Consider the following 19,234-nt stretch of genomic DNA (forward strand, 5'->3'; position numbering starts at 1 on the left):
TTCATGCTGTACGAATTTGGTAGTCAATAATTGAACAATGCTTCTTATTTATCATTTAATGCTGCAACGCCCGGCAATACTTTACCTTCCATAAATTCAAGGGATGCACCGCCGCCGGTTGAAATATGAGTCATTTTTTCTGCTAAATGGAATTTTTCAACAGCAGCTGCAGAGTCACCACCACCAATAATCGTAATTGCGTCGGTAGCTTCTGCTAAACTTTCAGCAACTGCTTTTGTACCATGGGCAAATTTATCAAATTCGAATACACCCATCGGTCCGTTCCAAATAACCGTCGCAGATTTTTGAACAACATCACGATAAAGTTCTTCAGTTTTCGGCCCGATATCAAGTGCTTGCCAATCTGCCGGAATTTCTTTAATATCAACCACTTTTGATTCGGCATTTTCGGCAAATTCTTTTGCGACAACCGCATCAATCGGCATATAGAAGTTGACGCCTTTTGCTTTCGCTTTTTCCATAAATTGTTTAGCTAACTCAATTTTATCTTCTTCAAGAAGAGATTGACCGATTTCATACCCTTGTGCTTTCACAAATGTATAAGCAAGTCCGCCGCCAATAATGAGATTATCAACTTTTTCAAGCAAGTTTTCAATAACCCCAATTTTATCTTTTACCTTTGCCCCGCCAATGATAGCTGTGAAAGGACGTTTAGGATTTTCAAGGGCACCACCGAGAACATTTAATTCTTTTTCCATTAAAAATCCGGAAACAGCTGGTAAGTAATGAGCGATCCCTTCCGTCGAAGCATGGGCCCGGTGTGCGGAACCAAACGCATCGTTAACAAATAAATCGGCAAGTTCAGCAAAAGCCTTAGCTAATTCCGGATCATTTTTCGTTTCTCCCGGATAGAAGCGTACATTTTCAAGTAAGAGTACGTCGCCATTTTCCATTTTGGCAATTTCTGCTTTAACTGATTCTCCGTATGCTTCGTCCGCTTTCCGAACCGGTTTGCCGAGCAGTTCTGAAAGGCGATTTCCGGCTGCTGTTAAGCGCATTTCTTCAACAACTTGACCTTTTGGACGACCTAAGTGGCTGGCCAAAATTACTTTTGCACCTTGTTCTATTAAGTATTGAATGGTTGGTAACGCAGCACGAATCCTCGTGTCATCTGTTACTTGTCCATCTTTCATTGGAACGTTAAAGTCTACCCGTACAAAAACTCGTTTCCCTTTAACATCTACATCTTTAACTGATTTTTTAGCCATTGTTCGGACCTCCCCGGGTTTTCTGAACATGATTATTATAACAATAAAAAAGGGGAGGGGAATCGTGTATCCCCATTCCCCTGACTAAGGTTCAAATTAGTCTTTTAAATGTTTTATCACTTATGATCTTGGGCACTTATTTATTAAAGTCCTTTTTTTGCAACATAGTCTACAAGATCAACTACACGGTTAGAGTAACCATATTCGTTGTCATACCAAGCAAGTACTTTAACTAAGTTACCTTCCATAACCATTGTTGATAAACCGTCAACTGTAGAAGAAACATTTGTATGATTATAGTCTCTAGAAACTAACGGTAATTCGTTGTAAGCAAGAATTCCTTTTAATTCGCCTTCAGCAGCTGCTTTGAATGCTGCGTTCACTTCTTCAACAGTTACATCTTTACCAAGTTCAGCAACAAGGTCAACTAATGATACGTTAGGAGTTGGTACACGAACAGCCATACCATTTAGTTTACCTTTTAATTCAGGAAGAACTAACGCAACAGCTTTTGCAGCACCGGTTGTTGTTGGAATCATAGATTCAGCTGCTGCACGTGCACGACGAAAATCTTTATGAGGTAAGTCAAGAATTTGTTGGTCGTTTGTGTAAGAGTGAATCGTTGTCATCATACCGCGTTTGATTCCGAATTTTTCTTGTAAAACTTTTGCAAATGGAGCTAAGCAGTTTGTTGTACAAGAAGCGTTGGAAATAACATGATGATTTGCCGGATCATATTTTTCTTCATTAACACCCATAACAATCGTAATATCTTCTTCTTTACCAGGTGCAGAAATAACAACTTTTTTAGCGCCGCCTTCTAAATGTTTTGCAGCGTCTGCACGTTTTGTGAAGCGTCCGGTAGATTCAACAACGATTTCTACGCCAAGGTCTTTCCAAGGAATTTGCGCCGGGTCACGTTCAGCTATAACTTTTACTTTATGACCGGCAACTACGAAAGAATCACCATCAACAGATACTTCTTCTTCTAATGTTCCATGTACAGAGTCATATTTGAGTAAATGAGCCAACATTTTTGCATCTGTTAAGTCATTTACAGCTACTACTTCAATATCAGGGTTATTTAATGCTGCACGGAAAACTAACCGTCCAATACGTCCAAAACCGTTTATACCAACTTTTACTGCCATGTTCATTTCCTCCTTTTGAACTGTAAAGAATTTTTTTATATTTAAAAGGGATTACCCTTTTAATATCTCATTTGTTACGGCTTCATCGGTAATTAAAACCGTATTTTTCGGGGCGATTTTCATGTACGCCTTGATTGCCTTTGCCTTGGAAGCTCCACCGGCAACAGCAAATATATGAGGGATGTTTTTTAAATCTTCCAGCTGCAAGCCGACTGTTTGAACTTTATGGACAATGCGTCCATTTTCATCAAAGTAATATCCAAATGCTTCGGCAACAGCTTTTTCCTGAACAAGCTTTTGCATATCTTCTTCCGATGTCATCCGTCTTCTTGCCATTGTCATTGCATCACCAATCCCGTGAATAACAATATCTGCTGATTTGATCTTCATTAGTACTTCTCGAATGGATGACTCTTGGATGAAGGTTTCATAAAACTCTTTCGTGACTTGATCAGGGGAATAGAGGACCATATAGTTTCCGCCGGCTTTATTTGCCATCTTTTGACAAATTGTATTTGCCTGATCTTTTATATCTGCCCCGATTCCACCTCGAGCAGGGACAAACAGCAAGTTCTCTTTATTTAATTTTTCAGTAAATGCCTCAGCAACAGCATTCATTGTAGATCCGCCGGTCACACTAATAACTTGACCTTCATTAATGACTTCCTTAAGTCTGCTTACACATGCACGCCCCAATTCTGACTTAACCCAGTCCGATTCATCGGCGTTACCGGAAACGACATTACATGATTGAAGATTTAGTGCAGCTGCCAACTGTTTTTCTAATTCCGGCGCACTTGAAAGTTCCTTCATAATTGATTCAAGTTGGTCCAAAATTATTTTTCCCTCTTCTGTTAATCTCATACCGGACGTTGAAATTGCAATTAAATCTTGATCTTTAAGAAAATCTGTTTCACTGCGTAATACCCGTTCAGTTATTTGTAAACTTTGGGATAAACTGCGTCTGCCAACCGGCTGCATAATTTCTATGTAACGGAGAATTCGATATCTTTTCTGCATGATTTCAACTAAATCCGGTATTAGTCTTTTTTGTACATTAATAATCGACTTCATTCTATGTTCTCCTCACAAATAACAGGAATAGGTGGACTTATTGAAACCCTGCTATCGTTAATAATGTCCCACTCAAAGCAAAAATAATACTGGGGAAATTCAATATTTTATTGGTCAGTAACCGACCCATAAGGTTATTTTTCGTCCCACAGATATCAAAAAAAAATCATCTCCGTTACACTTATTATGTTAGCAGAGAATATATGGAAAATCAACTATCTTTAACATTTTTATTTTTTTGTAAGCGTATTCTAATTACATGTTCATCAATTTGCCCAAATTGAATGACCTCTCCGTCAATTTCTACAACAGGAATATATAAACCGTACTTTTCTTCCAAATCATCGTTTTCTTCAATATCAACCAATTTGAGGGTGAAATCATACTCATTCTGTAATCGTCTCAAAATTTCAAGCGCATTATCGCATAAATGGCATTCTTTCCTTTTATAAAAAATAATTTCTTGTCTCAAATTTGTTCTCCTTTCCAATAAGACCTGTCACAGATTACTTGTTATCGTTTCGGTTTGGACCATACAGATTCCGGTTACCGACCCATCCTTAATTATATCTTTTTCTTTTGATTGAAGAAGGAATCTTCAATTGCTCGCGGTATTTGGTAACTGTTCTTCTCGAAACACGTATCCCCTTTTTTTCGAGCAGCTTGACAATTTCTTGGTCCGAATAAGGTGATTTTTTATTTTCTTGGTCAATCATATCGCGAATTTCATTTTTTACCTGTTCGGTTGATATGGCATCATTACCGGTTGCTGTTTTTGCTCCGGTTGTAAACAGTTTTCGCAGAGGAATCGTTCCAATTGGTGTACGGGCATATTTGTTTTTTGCAATTCGAGATATGGTTGATTCATGAACGCCGATTTTTTCTGCAACATTATTCATGGTCATCGGTTTTAATTCTTTCTTACTCCCCAATAGGTATGGTTCTTGCATCTCTATAATTGCACGCATCATGTTGATCATTGTTGTTTTTCTTTGTTCGATACTTTGTTTCAACCATTGGATCTGTTGATATTTTTCTTTCACATAAGATTTTACCATTGGTTCAGGTTGTTGCATCAATTCATGATAGTAACCTTCATTTATGTTTATATGAAAATAGGAATCTTCTGCTACATGAATATGCCAAATATCTTCCTTTTTTTCAATGATTATATCCGGTATCACATATTCGGTTCGCTCATTAGATATTAGTGCGCCCGGTCGAGGTTCCAATGTTTGAATCAGATCAAAAAGTCGTTGAATTTCATTTAATGAGATGTTTAATTCTTTTTCAATTTTTTTCCACTTTTTATAAGCAAAATCGTCGAAATAATGTTCCACGATTTCTATAAGCCGTGGGTCTGCGTTTTCATTCCGCCTTAGCTGCAATATAATACATTCTTGTAAATTCCTTGCCCCGATACCCGCCGGTTCAAGACTTTGGATTATATTAAGGGCTTTTTCACCTATTTCCCTCGGTAAATTTAAAATCCGGCTGGCTTCATCTATATCAATTTCTAAATAACCATTGTCATTTAAATTGTTGATTAAAAATGTGACATAGTTTTTTTCTGCTGAAGAAAGATTTTTTGTCAATAATTGATCTTGTAAATAATTTGACAGGCTGGGCAAATGGTCGGGGATAAAAGCTTCAAAATTGCCTGCGCTTGCTGATTGTTTTTTTCTTTTTTTCAAGGATTTTTGACTAAAAGTGGAATAATAATTCATTTCGACTTCCAGCAGCGGATTTTCTGTCGCTATTTGTTCAACAAAACCGGCTAATTCCATGGAAGTATATTGGAGTAACGAAATCGCCTGGACAAGTTCCTGTGACATATTTAATTTTAATGCTTGTTGTTGGAACATTCCATATTCGATATTCATATACATCTCTCCCTTATTCTCATTGTAAGGGTTTTCTTCAAAATTGAAAACAAAAATCGACCAATTTAAGAAAATTATTTATTTCCAACTTTACTAAGGTAGCCCAATTGCGGCGTGCATGCATACAGGCGAAAAACGAAACGGCCAGTAACATTTTCCCTCTTGATTAATTATTGCATTTGAATTATAATAGTTTTTGTTCGTCAGTAATACAGTTTGCCCTCGTGGTGTAACGGATAGCACGCAAGATTCCGGTTCTTGAAATGTGGGTTCGATTCCTGCCGAGGGCGTTCAAACACTGAATACCATTACGTTTATAAGACGTAGTGGTATTTTTTTATACATAATATAAGTGAGAAAACTTTTTAAAAGTACTACGAATTATAAGTAGCATTGCGGAATGGCGGCATCCATACCTCAACAAGATCAACAACTTGATTCGATTCTGTTTTTATATCTGTTGCTTTTGAAGGTGCGGGGATCGATACACTATCTTCCTCCATACCGTATAAATGATGCGCCATTGCTTCTTTTGCCATAGCTAACGCTTCTTCATTCGTGCCACCAAAAGTTAAGCAACCAAGTAAGTCCGGAAACTCTACTGAAATTCCATCTTCCGCATAATCAAAAATTGCAGGATAAATATATCGGTTTTTTCCCATATTTCTTCCTCCTTTTAAGAGAATTTTATTCAAGTCCTGCTTGTTTTAATATGTTCTTTTAGGTTTAAAATAACATATACTTGGTAATATTTGAAGGAGAAATCAATTCTTTTTCTTCGTAGCCTTATGTTTGACCTTTATTGACCTTTGTTGTAGAATGTACATATATTAGATTGAAAACCTTTGGCAATTAGTAAAAGGGAATTTCAATTAAAGGAGGATAAAAAATGAATTTAATTCCTACAGTTATTGAACAAACAAGTCGTGGGGAACGTGCATATGATATTTATTCCCGGCTTTTGAAAGACCGGATTATTATTCTCGGCGGCCAAATTGATGATGTCTCGGCCAACTCGATTGTTGCCCAATTATTATTCTTGGATGCCGAAAACCCAGAGAAAGATATTTCCCTTTATATTAACAGTCCCGGTGGAAGTGTAACAGCAGGTATGGCTATTTATGATACGATGAATTTTGTTAAAGCAGATGTCCAAACCATTTGTATCGGAATGGCCGCATCTATGGGTGCATTCCTGCTTTCTTCAGGTGCAAAAGGGAAACGTTATGCTCTACCAAACGCAGAAGTCATGATTCACCAACCACTGGGCGGTGCTCAAGGTCAAGCAACAGAAATTGAAATTGCAGCAAGACATATTTTATATACTCGTGATAAATTAAATAAAATCTTGGCTGAAAATACCGGTCAACCCTTGGAAGTCATTGAAAGGGATACAGACCGCGATAACTTTATGTCTGCAGAAAGAGCAAAAGAATATGGATTGATTGACCACATCATCAGTCGAAATACAATTGGAAAATAGTCAAAAAACCGGGTAATGCGCCCGGTTTTTTTCTGGATGACGAAAAAAGCTGTCATAACCGTAACCGCTTCATTCATTTTAAAAAAACAGGCAGGTATTTGACAGCTTTTTTTTGCTTTATCAAAAAAACAAATTAATTATTTTCATCTTCAACAAATTTCGTTAATACTTCCAACGCTTCTGCCTCATCACTACCATCGGCAATTATTTTAATTGTTTTCCCGGAACCTATCGCTAAACTCATAATCCCCATAATACTTTTGGCATTGACTGTTCGACTTTCACTTTCAATTGAAATATCAGATGAAAACCGATTCGCCTCCTGGACAAATAATGCTGCCGGTCGAGCTTGCAGGCCGGATTTTAATTTTACTTTCACATTTTTTTCTAACATAATCCTTTCCTCCTTGATAAATGTATATATCTATGAATCTTTTAATTTTCCGGATAAAGGGGAACTTCAATCTAAGGGGGAAACAATATCCCCCCACCGATTATTCGTATAAAGAAAAACTTGAGCGCCCGATCTTTTAGAAAATTATTTAAAGTGAACGGTTTGACCCGCTCGTAGCTTTTCTGCAATTTCGTCAATTTTTCTTAAACGGTGATTAATCCCCGACTTACTAATTCCTCCTGATACCATTTCACCCAATTCTTTCAACGTCACATCTTGGTATTCAATTCTTAATTTTGCGATTTCCCTCAGCTTTTCCGGTAGCGAATCCAGTCCAATCGTTTGATCAATAAATTTAATATTTTCTACTTGTCTGATAGCCGCTCCAATCGTTTTGTTCAAATTTGCGGTTTCACAGTTTACCAAGCGATTCACTGAGTTTCTCATATCCCGGACTATGCGGACATCCTCAAATCTTAACAACGCATTGTGTGCACCAATAATGCCCAGAAAATCGGAAATTTTTTCAGCTTCCTTCAAGTAAGTAATCCAACCCTTTTTCCGCTCCAAAGTTTTGCTGTTTAATGAGAAAGAGTTGAGAAGCTCACACAACGCCACACTATGATCCTTATATAATGTAAAAATCTCTAAATGATATGAAGAGGTTTCGGGATTATTAATTGAACCACCTGCTAAAAAAGCACCTCTTAAATAAGCCCTTTTGCAACTTTTCTTTTGAATCAGTTCGGGGGCTATTTGATGATGAAATTCAAATCCTTCATCAATAATAGAAAGGTCTTTTAAAATTTCCTTGACCTGGTCAATTAACCGAACAATATAGACGTTGTTTTTTTTCAACCTCATTTTTTTCCTGACAAATAATTCCACATCCACCTGGTAGTGTTTTTTTAAAAGCGAGTAGATCCGGCGCGCAATGGCTGCATTTTCTGTTTGGATATCGACAACAAGTCGTTGATTCGTAAAAGAAACGGCACCGTTCATACGAATTAATGCAGATAGTTCCGATTTGCTGCAGGTGTCGTCGATCGGTAAATTGGTTAATTCTTTTTTTACATCTGAGGCAAAAGACAATCCCCTAACCTCCATTCATACATCTAATACTACGATTGAAAGCGGTTTTTTGTTTCATTTTCTAAGATATTAAATATTAATTGCGATAAAGTTTTTGTATCATGTCGCAAAAAGCCGTCGGTTAAGGTTGCAATCGAATCGGCAATAATTTCGATTCCAAGTTTCTCTAAATTATCATAATCAATCTTTACCGGATCTGCGTATTCACCTTTATATCGCAATTTTACCGAATCTGGAATGTAGCCGTTATTAACGATGATTTTTTGGATGGAGTATGGTTCAGTATGATCATAAATTGCTTTCACATGATCACTTGCAGAAAAACCGCCTGTTTCACCTTTTTGTGTCATTAAATTACATATATACACCTTTTTCGCCTTTGCCTTGGCGAGCTCATTCCCAATTTCAGGGACAATTAGGTTAGGCAAGATGCTTGTATAAAGCGAACCGGGTCCGATTACAATAAGATCCGCTTCTCGAATAGCATATAATGTTTCAGGTAACGGATGAATATGGTCAGGGGTTAAAAATACCCGCTTAATTCTTTTGCCGTATAGCGGTATTTTTGATTCTCCATGAATAATCACCCCGTCCTCCATTTCGGCATGAAGGACAACACTTTGGTTTGCCGATGGCAATACTCTGCCCTTCACATTGAGTACCCTGCTTAATTCATGAACCGCATGTGCAAAATTTCCGGTAATGTTCGTCATCGCTGCCAACATTAAGTTACCTAATGAATGACCGGACAAATCACTATTCGTCTCAAAACGATGTTGAAATAACTCCTCGATTAACGGCTCAACTTCTGAAAGTGCTGCGAGAACATTTCTAATATCTCCCGGAGGCGGTATTCGGAAATCCTCACGTAAGCGTCCGGAGCTGCCGCCATCATCAGCAACTGTAACAATGGCCGTAATGTCCACCGGAAATCTTTTCATACCACGCAATAATACCGGAAGACCGGTGCCTCCACCGATGATCACAATTCTTGGTTGACTAATATTCATGTTTCTGAATCCTCTCATTTGCAATTTCTCTATGGGACACTTGTACTTGATAATCTTTTCCCAATTTTTCACCCAAATACTTGGCAATGGCAACCGATCGATGCTGGCCACCGGTACAACCGATCGCAATTACCAGTTGACTTTTTCCTTCTCGTTTATACAACGGTAACATGAAAGATAGTAAATCCAATATTTTTTCTAAAAATTTACTTGTATCCGTCCATTTCATTACATATTCATATACATCCTGATCGAGCCCTGTTTTCGGACGTAATTGTTCAATATAAAATGGATTTGGTAAAAATCGGACATCGAAAACTAAATCGGCGTCGATCGGAATCCCATGTTTAAAACCAAAAGAGATTACATTTACCGTAAATAAATTTTGCCTGCTGTTGGTAAATTTTTCTGTAATCTTTTCACGTAATTCTTTCGGCTTTAACTCGGATGTGTTTATAATTGTTTGTGCTCTTGCCTTTAACTCTTCCAATAATTGTCGCTCATTACGAATCCCGTCTAGCGGCAATCCCGATTTGGCCAACGGGTGAAAACGGCGCGTTTCTTTATACCTTCTTACCAAAGTGGCGTCATCGGCATCTAAAAATAATATATGTGGGGTTAGCCATGAGTAATGTTGCAATTCATCCAAAACGTGAATTAATTGTTCAAAAAATTCACGACCGCGTAAGTCCATAACCAAAGCAACCTTATTCATTTTATTCTTGGATTCTCTCATTAACTCTAAAAATTTTGGCAAAAGACTTGGTGGTAAATTATCGACACAAAAAAAACCAAGATCCTCAAAACTTTGAATAGCAACCGTTTTGCCGGCACCACTCATTCCGGTTATAATAACTATTTGCAACTCATTGGAATTTTCCACTGTTCTTACCACCATTCCTTTTAAATTTATTTACAACGTATCGATTGAACGATGAACGGGCACCAGAGTCCCTTTTATAAATTTGGTAAATATTAGATTTATCAATCCAACTTTTGTGATATTAGCTGGAAATCTTTTGTGTAATGGAATGTACCAAACTGAACATTTTCCCCAAATAAGGCTTGTTGAATAATCAATCGATCTCCTTCAGCCATTGGTAATTCACCTAGTTTATCGACCGGATGCCATTGCAGCTTTCCTTCCCTTGTTACATTTTTTTGTATGCCGTCACCTTGATTCGTAAAAAAAGTAAACATCATCCATTCGGTAAACTTATCATCATCTTCTATTAAAAAAGTGTATATACCTTTTATGATGGGATCGCGAATTTGGATTCCCGTCTCCTCCCCATATTCACGGATGGCTGCTGCTTTTACGGTTTCTTTTGGCTCTACTTTTCCACCCGGTATGGCCCACCAGCCGCGACGAGGTTTTTGCAACAACAAGATTTCCCCGTTTTTCATATATATACAATTTGCAACTCTTTGCATTTCTCTCACTCACTCCAGACCATATAATCAAGTCAACATAATATAGTAATTGCTATTGGTTGACCGGCTTTTAACACCGTGAATTTCACCATCATGATTATAAAGGTAAAGGTAAATCATTATATTATTACTTAACTAATATTATTATACTATACCTTATCACATGCAAACAATGAAGTGAATGAATAATCATAACCTGTAGAAATAAGCGGTATAGTCTCACAATCAGTGGGGTGTCGATTTACCCTATTTATTGTAAACGTACAAAAAAAGTACAGGATATCTCCTGTACCAAAAAAATATATTTAAAAGGGGGTCAATTTCTTCATACCTTTATAATACTCTTTCTTTGTTTCATACGTGTTACAGCAGCGTTAAACGACGATTACTTTTTTTCTTTAAATTGTTAATGAAACAATGAACCCTCTTCAACTTTGATATTACTTTATTTGTTCTAAAAGTTCCTCAATATAATGTTGAGCACTTTGAGCGGCAATACTTCCATCACCCGTTGCCGTTACGATTTGGCGAAGTTGTTTTTCACGTACATCACCGGCCGCAAAAATCCCGGGAACTTTTGTTTCCATTAACTCATTTGTTTCAATATAACCGGCTTCATTCGTAATTCCTAGATTTTCAAAAGGCTTTGTCAAAGGGATCATCCCAATATAAATAAATACGCCGTCACAAGGGAATCCTTTTTCAGTGCCATCAACAGTAGAAACTAAGGTAACACTGCCGACTTTGCCATCCTTTTCGTTAATCGCCTTAACTGTATGATTCCAAATAAAGTCTACTTTTTCATTAGCAAATGCGCGATCTTGTAAAATCTTTTGTGCCCGCAACTGATCACGCCGGTGTACAATCGTTACCTTTTCAGCAAATCTCGTTAAGTATACGCCCTCTTCAACAGCAGAGTCACCACCACCGACGACCACCAATTGTTTATTTTTGAAAAAAGCACCGTCACAGACTGCACAGTACGAAACACCGCGTCCGCCCAGTTCATTTTCTCCCGGGACACCGAGTTTTTTATATTCGGCACCGGTCGCAATGATGATGGCTCTTGCCTTAAACTCTTTTGAGCCGGCTTTCACTATTTTAAATTCTTTCCCGTCAATAATTTCTTTAATATCGCCATATGCGTATTCGGCACCAAATTTTTTCGCATGTTCGAACATTTTATTAGAAAGGTCCGGACCTAAAATTGAATCATAACCGGGATAATTCTCTACTTCTTCTGTATTCATCATTTGTCCACCCGGTACACCCCGTTCAATCATTAAGGTCGACAAATTGGCACGGGATGTATAGACAGCTGCAGTCATACCTGCAGGACCTGCCCCAATTATTATTACATCATAAATTTTATCCTCTGACATTCTACACACTCCTCGTATTCCAGTGATATGGTATCAGGTATTGTTATGGACGGTTTAATCGGTTTTCGAATTCGTTTTATCGATGAGAATCTTTTTTATGGACAGTTTGAACAGATTTTCTGTTCGTTATGCGTTATGTCCCTAAAGCTCAATAGATTGACACCAATTACTACAAATTTGCAACAGATTCAAGTGACCCTGTAGTTCTTGATACTACATAAATTTCAAACATTTTACCACTATTATGCTCAATCATTTCGTAAACATTGGTATTTCTTCATGTTTCCAAGGTTCCTGCCCGTCCTTTTCCGGATGTTCTAACAAGAGCTTCTTCCATGCTTTTTCTGCTAAGTTCATTTTCCCCATCTTATAGGCGGCATAGGCAAACCAATAAAAAAAGATACCCTCAACTTCATTGCCATCATGTAAAATTTTCTTGAGCCAATGATAGCCAAGTTCATATTGTTCTAAAATTAACAAAGTAACACCTAATTTATAACGATGATCAACAGAAATGGGATAAACTTTTTTTAATATATCTAATAACGGCTTTACATTCTTTCCTTTATAAAAATCAAGCACCGACAGATTACATAATGCATGTAAGTTTCCCGGGTTTTCTTCCAACACTCGTTGGAGTATCTCAACAGACTCTTTGGATTTTCCTTGATAAAAATAGGCCAATGCCAGATTGTTAAACGCAGGCCAAAAATTTGGGTACTCACGAATCATTTGTTCTAGTAATGGAACTGCTCCATCAAAATCACCGTCTTCCATTAATTTTCGCGAATGTTCCTGTTTTTCAATCAGTTCATCTTCGTACTCCATATGATTTTCTGTCAAACAAGTCGTTTTTATTTCATCTGCTTCAAGAGATATGATTTCCAATAATTCCTGTGCATCACTTGTATATTCCCCATTTGGAGCTGATTTCAAATATTGTTTGACATGTTTCTTTGCTTCCATATAATTACCAATATAGGCATAATTATTTGCTAAAAAGTAGTGACATTCAACCATGTATGGATCGATTTCACTGAGCACTTTCAGTAAAATTTTATTAGAAGAATCATATTCACCCATTTCAGTTAAAACAATGGCAAGTTGACAAGCAATAATTGGCTCAGTTGGTTCAAATTTCCAAGCACGAGCCAAATACTTTTTTGCCTTTACCAAATCATTCCTTTCAAATGCTGCAATTCCCTTTGAAAAGAAAAATTCCCCTGAAGGATTGAACATTAAAATATTACCATCAATATGATTATTGCTTACATTTTTACTCACAAAACATCCTCCAAAAATCATGATGTATTTATATAATGATGTAATAAAGCAGTAGAGAAGCACACAGCCGAAAAGTATCATTTTCTTCGTGCTCGGAAAAAGCCACTACCGGAAGATTCTTCGTCCCGCATTCAACATCACTTTAATTTTAAAAACTTATTTATTTAGAGGATCGGTCAAGCGGTCATGGTTTCTTCTTTTTTCCATCTCTTCTTTTGTATAAATAACCCGCATTGGGTTTCCGCCGACAAACGAACCCGAAGGAACATTACGGTTCACAAGTGTCCCTGCAGAAACCGTTGCCCGGTCACCAATTTCTACCCCCGGCAGTATCGTTGAATTTGCACCGATCATGACCTCATCCCCAATTCGAACCTCTCCTACCCGATATTCATCAATCAAATATTCATGTGCCAAAATCGTCGTATGATATCCAATAATCGTATTTTTACCAACATTAATTTTTTCCGGAAACATTATATCCGGCATGACCATAAACGCAAAAGCCGTATGATCGCCCACCTTCATTTTTAAAAACTTACGGTACATCCAAACTTTCCAGGACATGAACGGTGTATAACGAGCAATCAAAATAACGATGACGTTTTTAAATACCTTCCAAAAAGACACGGTTTTATATATTTGCCATAATGAATTGGCTCCTTGAATCGGGTAACGGGTCGTTTTCCGCATAAATTATTTCACTCCAACAATTGCCAATAACTCGCGCATATCATTAATTAAAAAATCCGGATTATACTTCTTTAAGTAGTCTGTCCCTTGAATTGTCCAAGCAACTCCAACGGATCCAGTGCCGGAATTTTTCGCCCCCAATATGTCATGGTAAGAATCGCCGACCATCAACGTGTTTTCCGGTTTTGCCCCTAACAAGTGCATCGCTTTATTTAGCGGTTCCGGATCCGGTTTTGCCTTCTCAACTTCGTCCAATGTGATCACTACAGGAAAATATGGAGTTAAGTTGGTTTTATCCAACGCTTTAAAAACCATCTCTCGTACTTTCGTAGAAACAACACCGAGCTTATATCCTTGTTTGGAAAGCGTATCGATTGTCTCGAGAACCCCCGGAAACTCACGAACAAGTTTATCGTGATGTTTTTTATTAAATGTTCGATAGTAATGGATCATTTCTTCCGCTTTATCCGGTGCAACTGATGAGAACGATTCAAGTAAAGTTGGTCCAATAAATTTATAACAGTCTTCCCTCTTCAATTCATCGAATCCAAATTGATGAAAAGTATAAAGAAATGATTGTAAAATAAGTTCATATGTGTTAACTAATGTCCCGTCTAAATCAAATAAAATCGTATCAATATTTTGTTTCATAAGTGATTCCCTTTCTTTTTGCTGCTAGTTCCATCCGATTCCAGATCCTGCTGACAATAAGTGTTAAAGCAATTGCCGTACATAAACGAATTATAAATAAAGGAAAAACCGGGATACCTAATGGAACAAAAATCAATGTATCTTCAACGACAGCATGGCACGCAACGAGAAAAATAAATGCCAATGTCGCATCTTTTTTGCTGACACCATCCTCTTTCACCGCTTGCAATAATACACCTGCCCCGTAGGCTAAACCGAAAATTAAGCCGGCCGTCAAAACCAATGCCGTATTTTCATTCATCCCTAATCCACGGGTAACGGGAGCCATCCATCCGGTAAATACATTCAACCATTTTAAATCTTTAAGAATTTGAATGCCGATCATTAATGGAATTACAATCATCGCCAATTGAAGAGTACCTAATACGGCTTTTTGTAAGCCAGCAAGAAAAATAGCCGCCATACCAACCGGTGCTGTTTCATTTGCTGTTATTAAACCATATTGGACCATTTCACTCCCGCCCGGCCAAACCAAATTGATAATAAAGGCTGCAACCAATGCTAAACCGATCCGAACAGATAAAACGACCCAGAGTTTAACACCTGATTTTAATGCCACACCTGTTTCAATTAGTAAATTATGGGAAAAACTAAGCATAACTGCAATAATAAATACCTCTTTAACAGTGAGTTCAAGTGTTAAAATCCCGCCGATTGCCGCATATAAGTTTAATAGATTACCCAGTACAAGAGGGATGGCCGCCTCACCCGACAAACCGAAAACGGACATACATGGTGCCAACTTGTCAAATAACCACGGAAGTACAGGAGTATATTGTAACAAAGAGACGATTAAGGTTACAGGAAAAATAACTTTTCCCAATGTCCAAGTGGTGTGTAACCCATTCATAATCCCTTGTTTTACCGAATTTAACAAGATACTACTCCCCCTTTATCGGATTGACCATGAAAATGATTTTAATCTAAATAACGCGGAATATTATGTTTCGTCCTTCTAAAAATAATTAAGGCAAGTGAAATAATGATAACAGCAGCAGAAACGAGCTGAGCCACTCGTATATCTGTATCGAAAAAATATAAACTGTCGGTTCGAAGCCCTTCAATGAAATAGCGACCGATTGAATACCAAATTCCGTAAGCTAAAAAGATTTCTCCCTGTTTCAAATTAACTCTTCTTAATAGAAGTAAAAGTATAAAACCAAGCAAACTCCAGAGCGATTCATATAAAAAGGTTGGATGATAATAGGAACCGTTTATATACATTTGATTAATGATAAAATCAGGCAAGTGCAAGCCTTCCAAAAATTCGCGAGTAACCGGTCCCCCATGGGCTTCTTGGTTCATAAAATTCCCCCACCGGCCAATCGCTTGAGCAATGATAATACTTGGTGCGGCAATATCAGCTAATTTCCAAAAGGAGATATTTCGTTTCCGGCAAAAAACGACAGCGGTAACGATCGCCCCAATTAGGGCACCATGGATGGCAATTCCGCCTTCCCAAATGGCAATTATTTTCCCCGGATTAACCGAATAATAGTCCCATTCGAAAAGAACATAATAAATTCTGGCACAAATAATGGAAATCGGAATGGCCCAAAGTAAAAGATCAGCGAATATTTCATCCGGAAGACCTCGTCTCTTTCCTTCACGGGTTGCTAATATATAAGCAATTACAATACCTAAAGCAATAATTATCCCGTACCATCGAATTGATAAAGGGCCAAGTTCCAAGGCCACCGGATTTAATGGCTGAACATGATAAAGCATCTCAACAACTCCTTCTATACGTTTCAAAAAGAAACAGTTTGACGAGAGAGAACTTCCCTGTCATTTCACTAATTGTAACAAACAACAATCAGTTTTAAAATTATTTCTGATTAAAATAAAGAGCACTGCATACTGGTCTTTCAAAATCATTCTTTCTGAAAAAAGAATAATTCCATTAATCCTTTTCCAATGATCCAAATTTCATAATTACTGCTATCGGAAAAAAAGCAACTGCTTTTTGTTGTTCCAAATCATACAAGTTTTTAATGATTCCAGCTAAACCTCCCCTCAAGAAATGGATGCTTTTATAAACATTTGACTATAATAATTTGATCATAGAAAATATAACAGGTATGTTAATCTTCATGTTCATGATCTTTAATCGTTTCTTGGAGCCTTTGAGTGAATTGCTTTGCTGCATTGACACCCATTTTTTTCAAACGAAAGTTCATGGCCGCCACTTCGATAATAACAGCCAAGTTTCTTCCGGGACGAACCGGGATGGTTAATTTCGGAATTTCGACATCAAAAATTTTCATTTTATCTTCATCGAGTCCCAACCGGTCATAACGTTTATTTTGATCCCAGTTTTCTAAATGGATGCACATCGTTATTCTCTTATAGGATCGAACAGCTCCGGCACCAAATAAAGTCATGACATCAATGATACCGAGTCCGCGAATTTCAAGAAGATGTTCTATGAGTGGGGGTGAATTTCCTACTAGCGATTCTTGATCTTCTTGGCGTATTTCCACACAATCGTCTGCAACAAGCCGATGCCCCCGTTTCACAAGTTCCAAAGCTGTTTCACTTTTACCAACTCCACTTTGACCGGTAATAAGAACACCAACGCCGTATACATCAACCAACACACCATGAATAGCAATTGTCGGAGCAAGCGCAATTTCCAAATAATTTGTTAATCGGCTGACTAATTGTGTCGTTTTCAAATTTGAACGCATAACCGGTACTGCTTCTTGCTCGGAAGCCTCAATTAATTCTTCTGGGATTTCCAGCCCACGTGTAATAATAATCCCCGGGGTGACATCGGTACAAAGCCGCTGCATCCGGACGATGCGATCTTCCTCATTTAGCATGGAAAAAAATGTCAATTCAGTTCTTCCTAATAACTGCAAACGATCTTCCGGATAATAATCAAAAAATCCGGCCATTTCAAGTCCAGGACGGGAAATATCACTTGTCGTTACTGGACGATTGATGCCCTCTTCCCCACTGATCAATTCTAATTTAAATTTATTTAAAATATCCTTGATGGTCACTTTTGACATGTATGAACTCCCTCACTTAGGCTTCAATTTGTCTATTACTTAACTCTTTGTATGTTCCATTTTACCATGTTTTTTCCTGAAACCAAAGAACCCGAAACAAAAACGTTATAAGTACAAAATTAAAAAACTCCCTCTCAACTTTATTAAATAATAAAAAGTTGAGAGAAGAGTTGTTTTAGCCAATTCTTTTAATACGGTTGAACAGTAACCGAACCCGTTTTCGATTCTGCAAATAAATACATTTTATTTTGTAATTCTGCTGTTGTATCAAACTTGATGACTTTTTGAATCATTTCCTTTTTCTCGTCAATTTTATATAGATTGGATAAATCAACCTGAACATTGCCAAAATTGGATTTAACCTCTCCGCTTACCGGTAAATCATTAGCGATTCTTACATGGATACTGCCTGCCCCACTTGATAACTTAACCGATTGCGGTGCCGGTTTACTAATCCGAACAGAAATTGAACCGCTTATTGTTTCTGCATCGATTTTTTGATAGGAACCGTCAATCGTCACCTTACCGTTCATTGTTTCCGTTTCCGCATCATCTATTTTACATTGGGTCAAGTTTATCGTTCCATTCACAGTTTCAAGATCTGCCTTTTCTGCTTCACAACTTTCTAATCGGATGCCTCCATTGGACGTTTGAAATTTAATTTTTTTCCCTTTAACGCCTTCCCCGCTAATCGTGCCGTTAAACAGTTTAATCGCTACTTTGTTATAAATGCTTTGTGGTAAGAAAACTTTTGTGTCAACCTTCATGAATTTCTCTTTAGCTAAAAAAGCAAGGGCCTCTTGATCGACACGAAACTCAATATTTTCTAAAAATCTCTCTTTACCTTGAACAGGATCTTCCTCGCGATACACTTTCCCTTCACATTCCACACGGACGTCGGAATGATCCCATACAATCAGCTGTACAGAACCATTTGGAATTTCAATAAACACATCTTTAAACTTGTTTTCATTTTGTTGAAATACGTGTGAAACATTGACCGAATGATGGAAATCCAAGTCCATTTCCTTTATTTTCTTCATTGCTCTTTCAAACAAATTGGTCAATGTATCTTTTGCTTCCTTGGCAAATGTTGATGTTTTTGTAGAACTTGACTGATGAAAAGTCTCCTTCTCATTTTGTTCATGACTGGATTTGTATGCTTCAATTTTTGATAATTCTTCAGCCATTTTCGCTTTTTTTTCTTCTTTTAGTGACTCCATGTTTTCGAGTTCTTCCAACAATTTTTCCGCTTCTTCAATACTCACTTGGCCTGTCTTCACCATTTCTAAAATTTTCTTCCGTTCTTCCTTCATATTTTTCACGTCCTTTACAAAATCTCTCATTTATTTATACTTTTTACGTAATTCAAACCGAAAAGTTTCATGGAAATAGCT

The 19,234-nt window shown here is 37.4% G+C and carries 20 protein-coding genes and 1 tRNA gene; 2 read left to right on the forward strand and 19 right to left on the reverse strand.

Annotated elements, in window-relative coordinates; translation table 11 throughout:
• Positions 1-44: 44 nt before the first annotated feature.
• From NSQ14_RS15550 to rpoN, 5 genes are all read right to left on the reverse strand, one after another.
• Positions 45-1,229 carry a phosphoglycerate kinase gene (locus NSQ14_RS15550; protein WP_041844740.1) on the reverse strand — a complete coding sequence of 395 codons (1,185 nt, stop codon included), beginning with the start codon at positions 1,227-1,229 and terminating at the stop codon, positions 45-47.
• A gap of 143 nt (positions 1,230-1,372) precedes the next feature.
• Entirely contained in the window at positions 1,373-2,380 is a 1,008-nt protein-coding gene (gene gap / locus NSQ14_RS15555; RefSeq protein ID WP_034772458.1) for a type I glyceraldehyde-3-phosphate dehydrogenase, read from the reverse strand.
• Between the two features lie 51 nt (positions 2,381-2,431).
• A complete protein-coding gene (locus tag NSQ14_RS15560; protein ID WP_341288533.1) occupies positions 2,432-3,454 on the reverse strand; it encodes a sugar-binding transcriptional regulator in 1,023 nt (340 codons plus the stop codon).
• Between the two features lie 211 nt (positions 3,455-3,665).
• The gene (locus NSQ14_RS15565; protein WP_326974067.1) at positions 3,666-3,926 is read right to left on the reverse strand and encodes a glutaredoxin family protein; all 261 of its coding nucleotides are present in this window, start codon (positions 3,924-3,926) and stop codon (positions 3,666-3,668) included.
• An 88-nt stretch (positions 3,927-4,014) separates the two neighbouring features.
• Positions 4,015-5,337, reverse strand: a complete 1,323-nt coding sequence (rpoN, locus tag NSQ14_RS15570) for an RNA polymerase factor sigma-54 (RefSeq protein WP_041844737.1) — start codon at positions 5,335-5,337, stop codon at positions 4,015-4,017.
• Positions 5,338-5,555: 218 nt separating this feature from the next.
• Here rpoN and NSQ14_RS15575 point away from each other — a divergent pair.
• Positions 5,556-5,627: transfer RNA gene (locus NSQ14_RS15575), tRNA-Arg, on the forward strand.
• 84 nt (positions 5,628-5,711) lie between these two features.
• Here NSQ14_RS15575 and NSQ14_RS15580 read toward each other — a convergent pair.
• Positions 5,712-5,999: a type II toxin-antitoxin system HicB family antitoxin gene (locus NSQ14_RS15580; RefSeq protein ID WP_041844736.1), complete on the reverse strand. Its 288-nt coding sequence runs from the start codon at positions 5,997-5,999 to the stop codon at positions 5,712-5,714.
• A gap of 227 nt (positions 6,000-6,226) precedes the next feature.
• Here NSQ14_RS15580 and clpP point away from each other — a divergent pair, with 227 nt between their 5' ends.
• Positions 6,227-6,820, forward strand: coding sequence for an ATP-dependent Clp endopeptidase proteolytic subunit ClpP (gene clpP / locus NSQ14_RS15585; RefSeq protein WP_034772463.1), 594 nt, complete (start codon positions 6,227-6,229; stop codon positions 6,818-6,820).
• A gap of 133 nt (positions 6,821-6,953) precedes the next feature.
• On the opposite strand, the gene NSQ14_RS15590 is transcribed toward clpP, so the two are convergent.
• The 13 genes from NSQ14_RS15590 to NSQ14_RS15650 all read right to left on the reverse strand — a co-directional run bounded on the left by NSQ14_RS15590 (position 6,954) and on the right by NSQ14_RS15650 (position 19,153).
• Positions 6,954-7,214 (reverse strand): HPr family phosphocarrier protein, encoded by a 261-nt coding sequence (locus NSQ14_RS15590; protein ID WP_034772464.1) that lies wholly within the window; start codon positions 7,212-7,214, stop codon positions 6,954-6,956.
• Positions 7,215-7,358: 144 nt separating this feature from the next.
• Positions 7,359-8,306: a DNA-binding protein WhiA gene (gene whiA / locus NSQ14_RS15595; RefSeq protein WP_343191426.1), complete on the reverse strand. Its 948-nt coding sequence runs from the start codon at positions 8,304-8,306 to the stop codon at positions 7,359-7,361.
• A gap of 29 nt (positions 8,307-8,335) precedes the next feature.
• Positions 8,336-9,316 (reverse strand): gluconeogenesis factor YvcK family protein, encoded by a 981-nt coding sequence (locus tag NSQ14_RS15600; protein ID WP_034772466.1) that lies wholly within the window; start codon positions 9,314-9,316, stop codon positions 8,336-8,338.
• Positions 9,306-10,199 (reverse strand): RNase adapter RapZ, encoded by an 894-nt coding sequence (gene rapZ, locus NSQ14_RS15605; RefSeq protein ID WP_375293566.1) that lies wholly within the window; start codon positions 10,197-10,199, stop codon positions 9,306-9,308. Before rapZ ends, NSQ14_RS15600 begins: the two co-directional genes overlap by 11 nt.
• A 101-nt stretch (positions 10,200-10,300) precedes the next feature.
• Positions 10,301-10,750, reverse strand: a complete 450-nt coding sequence (locus NSQ14_RS15610) for an NUDIX hydrolase (protein WP_108898663.1) — start codon at positions 10,748-10,750, stop codon at positions 10,301-10,303.
• A 440-nt stretch (positions 10,751-11,190) separates the two neighbouring features.
• Entirely contained in the window at positions 11,191-12,132 is a 942-nt protein-coding gene (gene trxB / locus NSQ14_RS15615) for a thioredoxin-disulfide reductase (protein WP_034772472.1), read from the reverse strand.
• Positions 12,133-12,384: 252 nt separating this feature from the next.
• A complete protein-coding gene (locus tag NSQ14_RS15620) occupies positions 12,385-13,416 on the reverse strand; it encodes a tetratricopeptide repeat protein (RefSeq protein ID WP_052480388.1) in 1,032 nt (343 codons plus the stop codon).
• Between the two features lie 156 nt (positions 13,417-13,572).
• A complete protein-coding gene (locus NSQ14_RS15625) occupies positions 13,573-14,109 on the reverse strand; it encodes an acyltransferase (protein WP_041903085.1) in 537 nt (178 codons plus the stop codon).
• Between the two features lie 3 nt (positions 14,110-14,112).
• On the reverse strand, positions 14,113-14,760 hold the full coding sequence (gene ppaX / locus NSQ14_RS15630) for a pyrophosphatase PpaX (RefSeq protein ID WP_227091824.1): 648 nt from the start codon (positions 14,758-14,760) through the stop codon (positions 14,113-14,115).
• A complete protein-coding gene (locus NSQ14_RS15635) occupies positions 14,744-15,700 on the reverse strand; it encodes a nucleoside recognition domain-containing protein (protein ID WP_326974097.1) in 957 nt (318 codons plus the stop codon). The genes ppaX and NSQ14_RS15635 overlap by 17 nt, the downstream gene beginning before the upstream one ends.
• 38 nt (positions 15,701-15,738) lie before the next feature.
• A complete protein-coding gene (gene lgt / locus NSQ14_RS15640) occupies positions 15,739-16,548 on the reverse strand; it encodes a prolipoprotein diacylglyceryl transferase (protein ID WP_041903083.1) in 810 nt (269 codons plus the stop codon).
• Positions 16,549-16,904: 356 nt separating this feature from the next.
• Positions 16,905-17,837, reverse strand: coding sequence for an HPr(Ser) kinase/phosphatase (hprK, locus tag NSQ14_RS15645; protein ID WP_034772482.1), 933 nt, complete (start codon positions 17,835-17,837; stop codon positions 16,905-16,907).
• 188 nt (positions 17,838-18,025) lie between these two features.
• Positions 18,026-19,153 (reverse strand): DUF4097 family beta strand repeat-containing protein, encoded by a 1,128-nt coding sequence (locus tag NSQ14_RS15650; RefSeq protein WP_041903082.1) that lies wholly within the window; start codon positions 19,151-19,153, stop codon positions 18,026-18,028.
• Between the last annotated feature and the right edge of the window lie 81 nt (positions 19,154-19,234).

It is taken from the genome of Caldifermentibacillus hisashii (genome assembly GCF_039654145.1).
Taxonomy (GTDB): Bacteria; Bacillota; Bacilli; order Bacillales; family Caldibacillaceae; genus Caldifermentibacillus; species Caldifermentibacillus hisashii.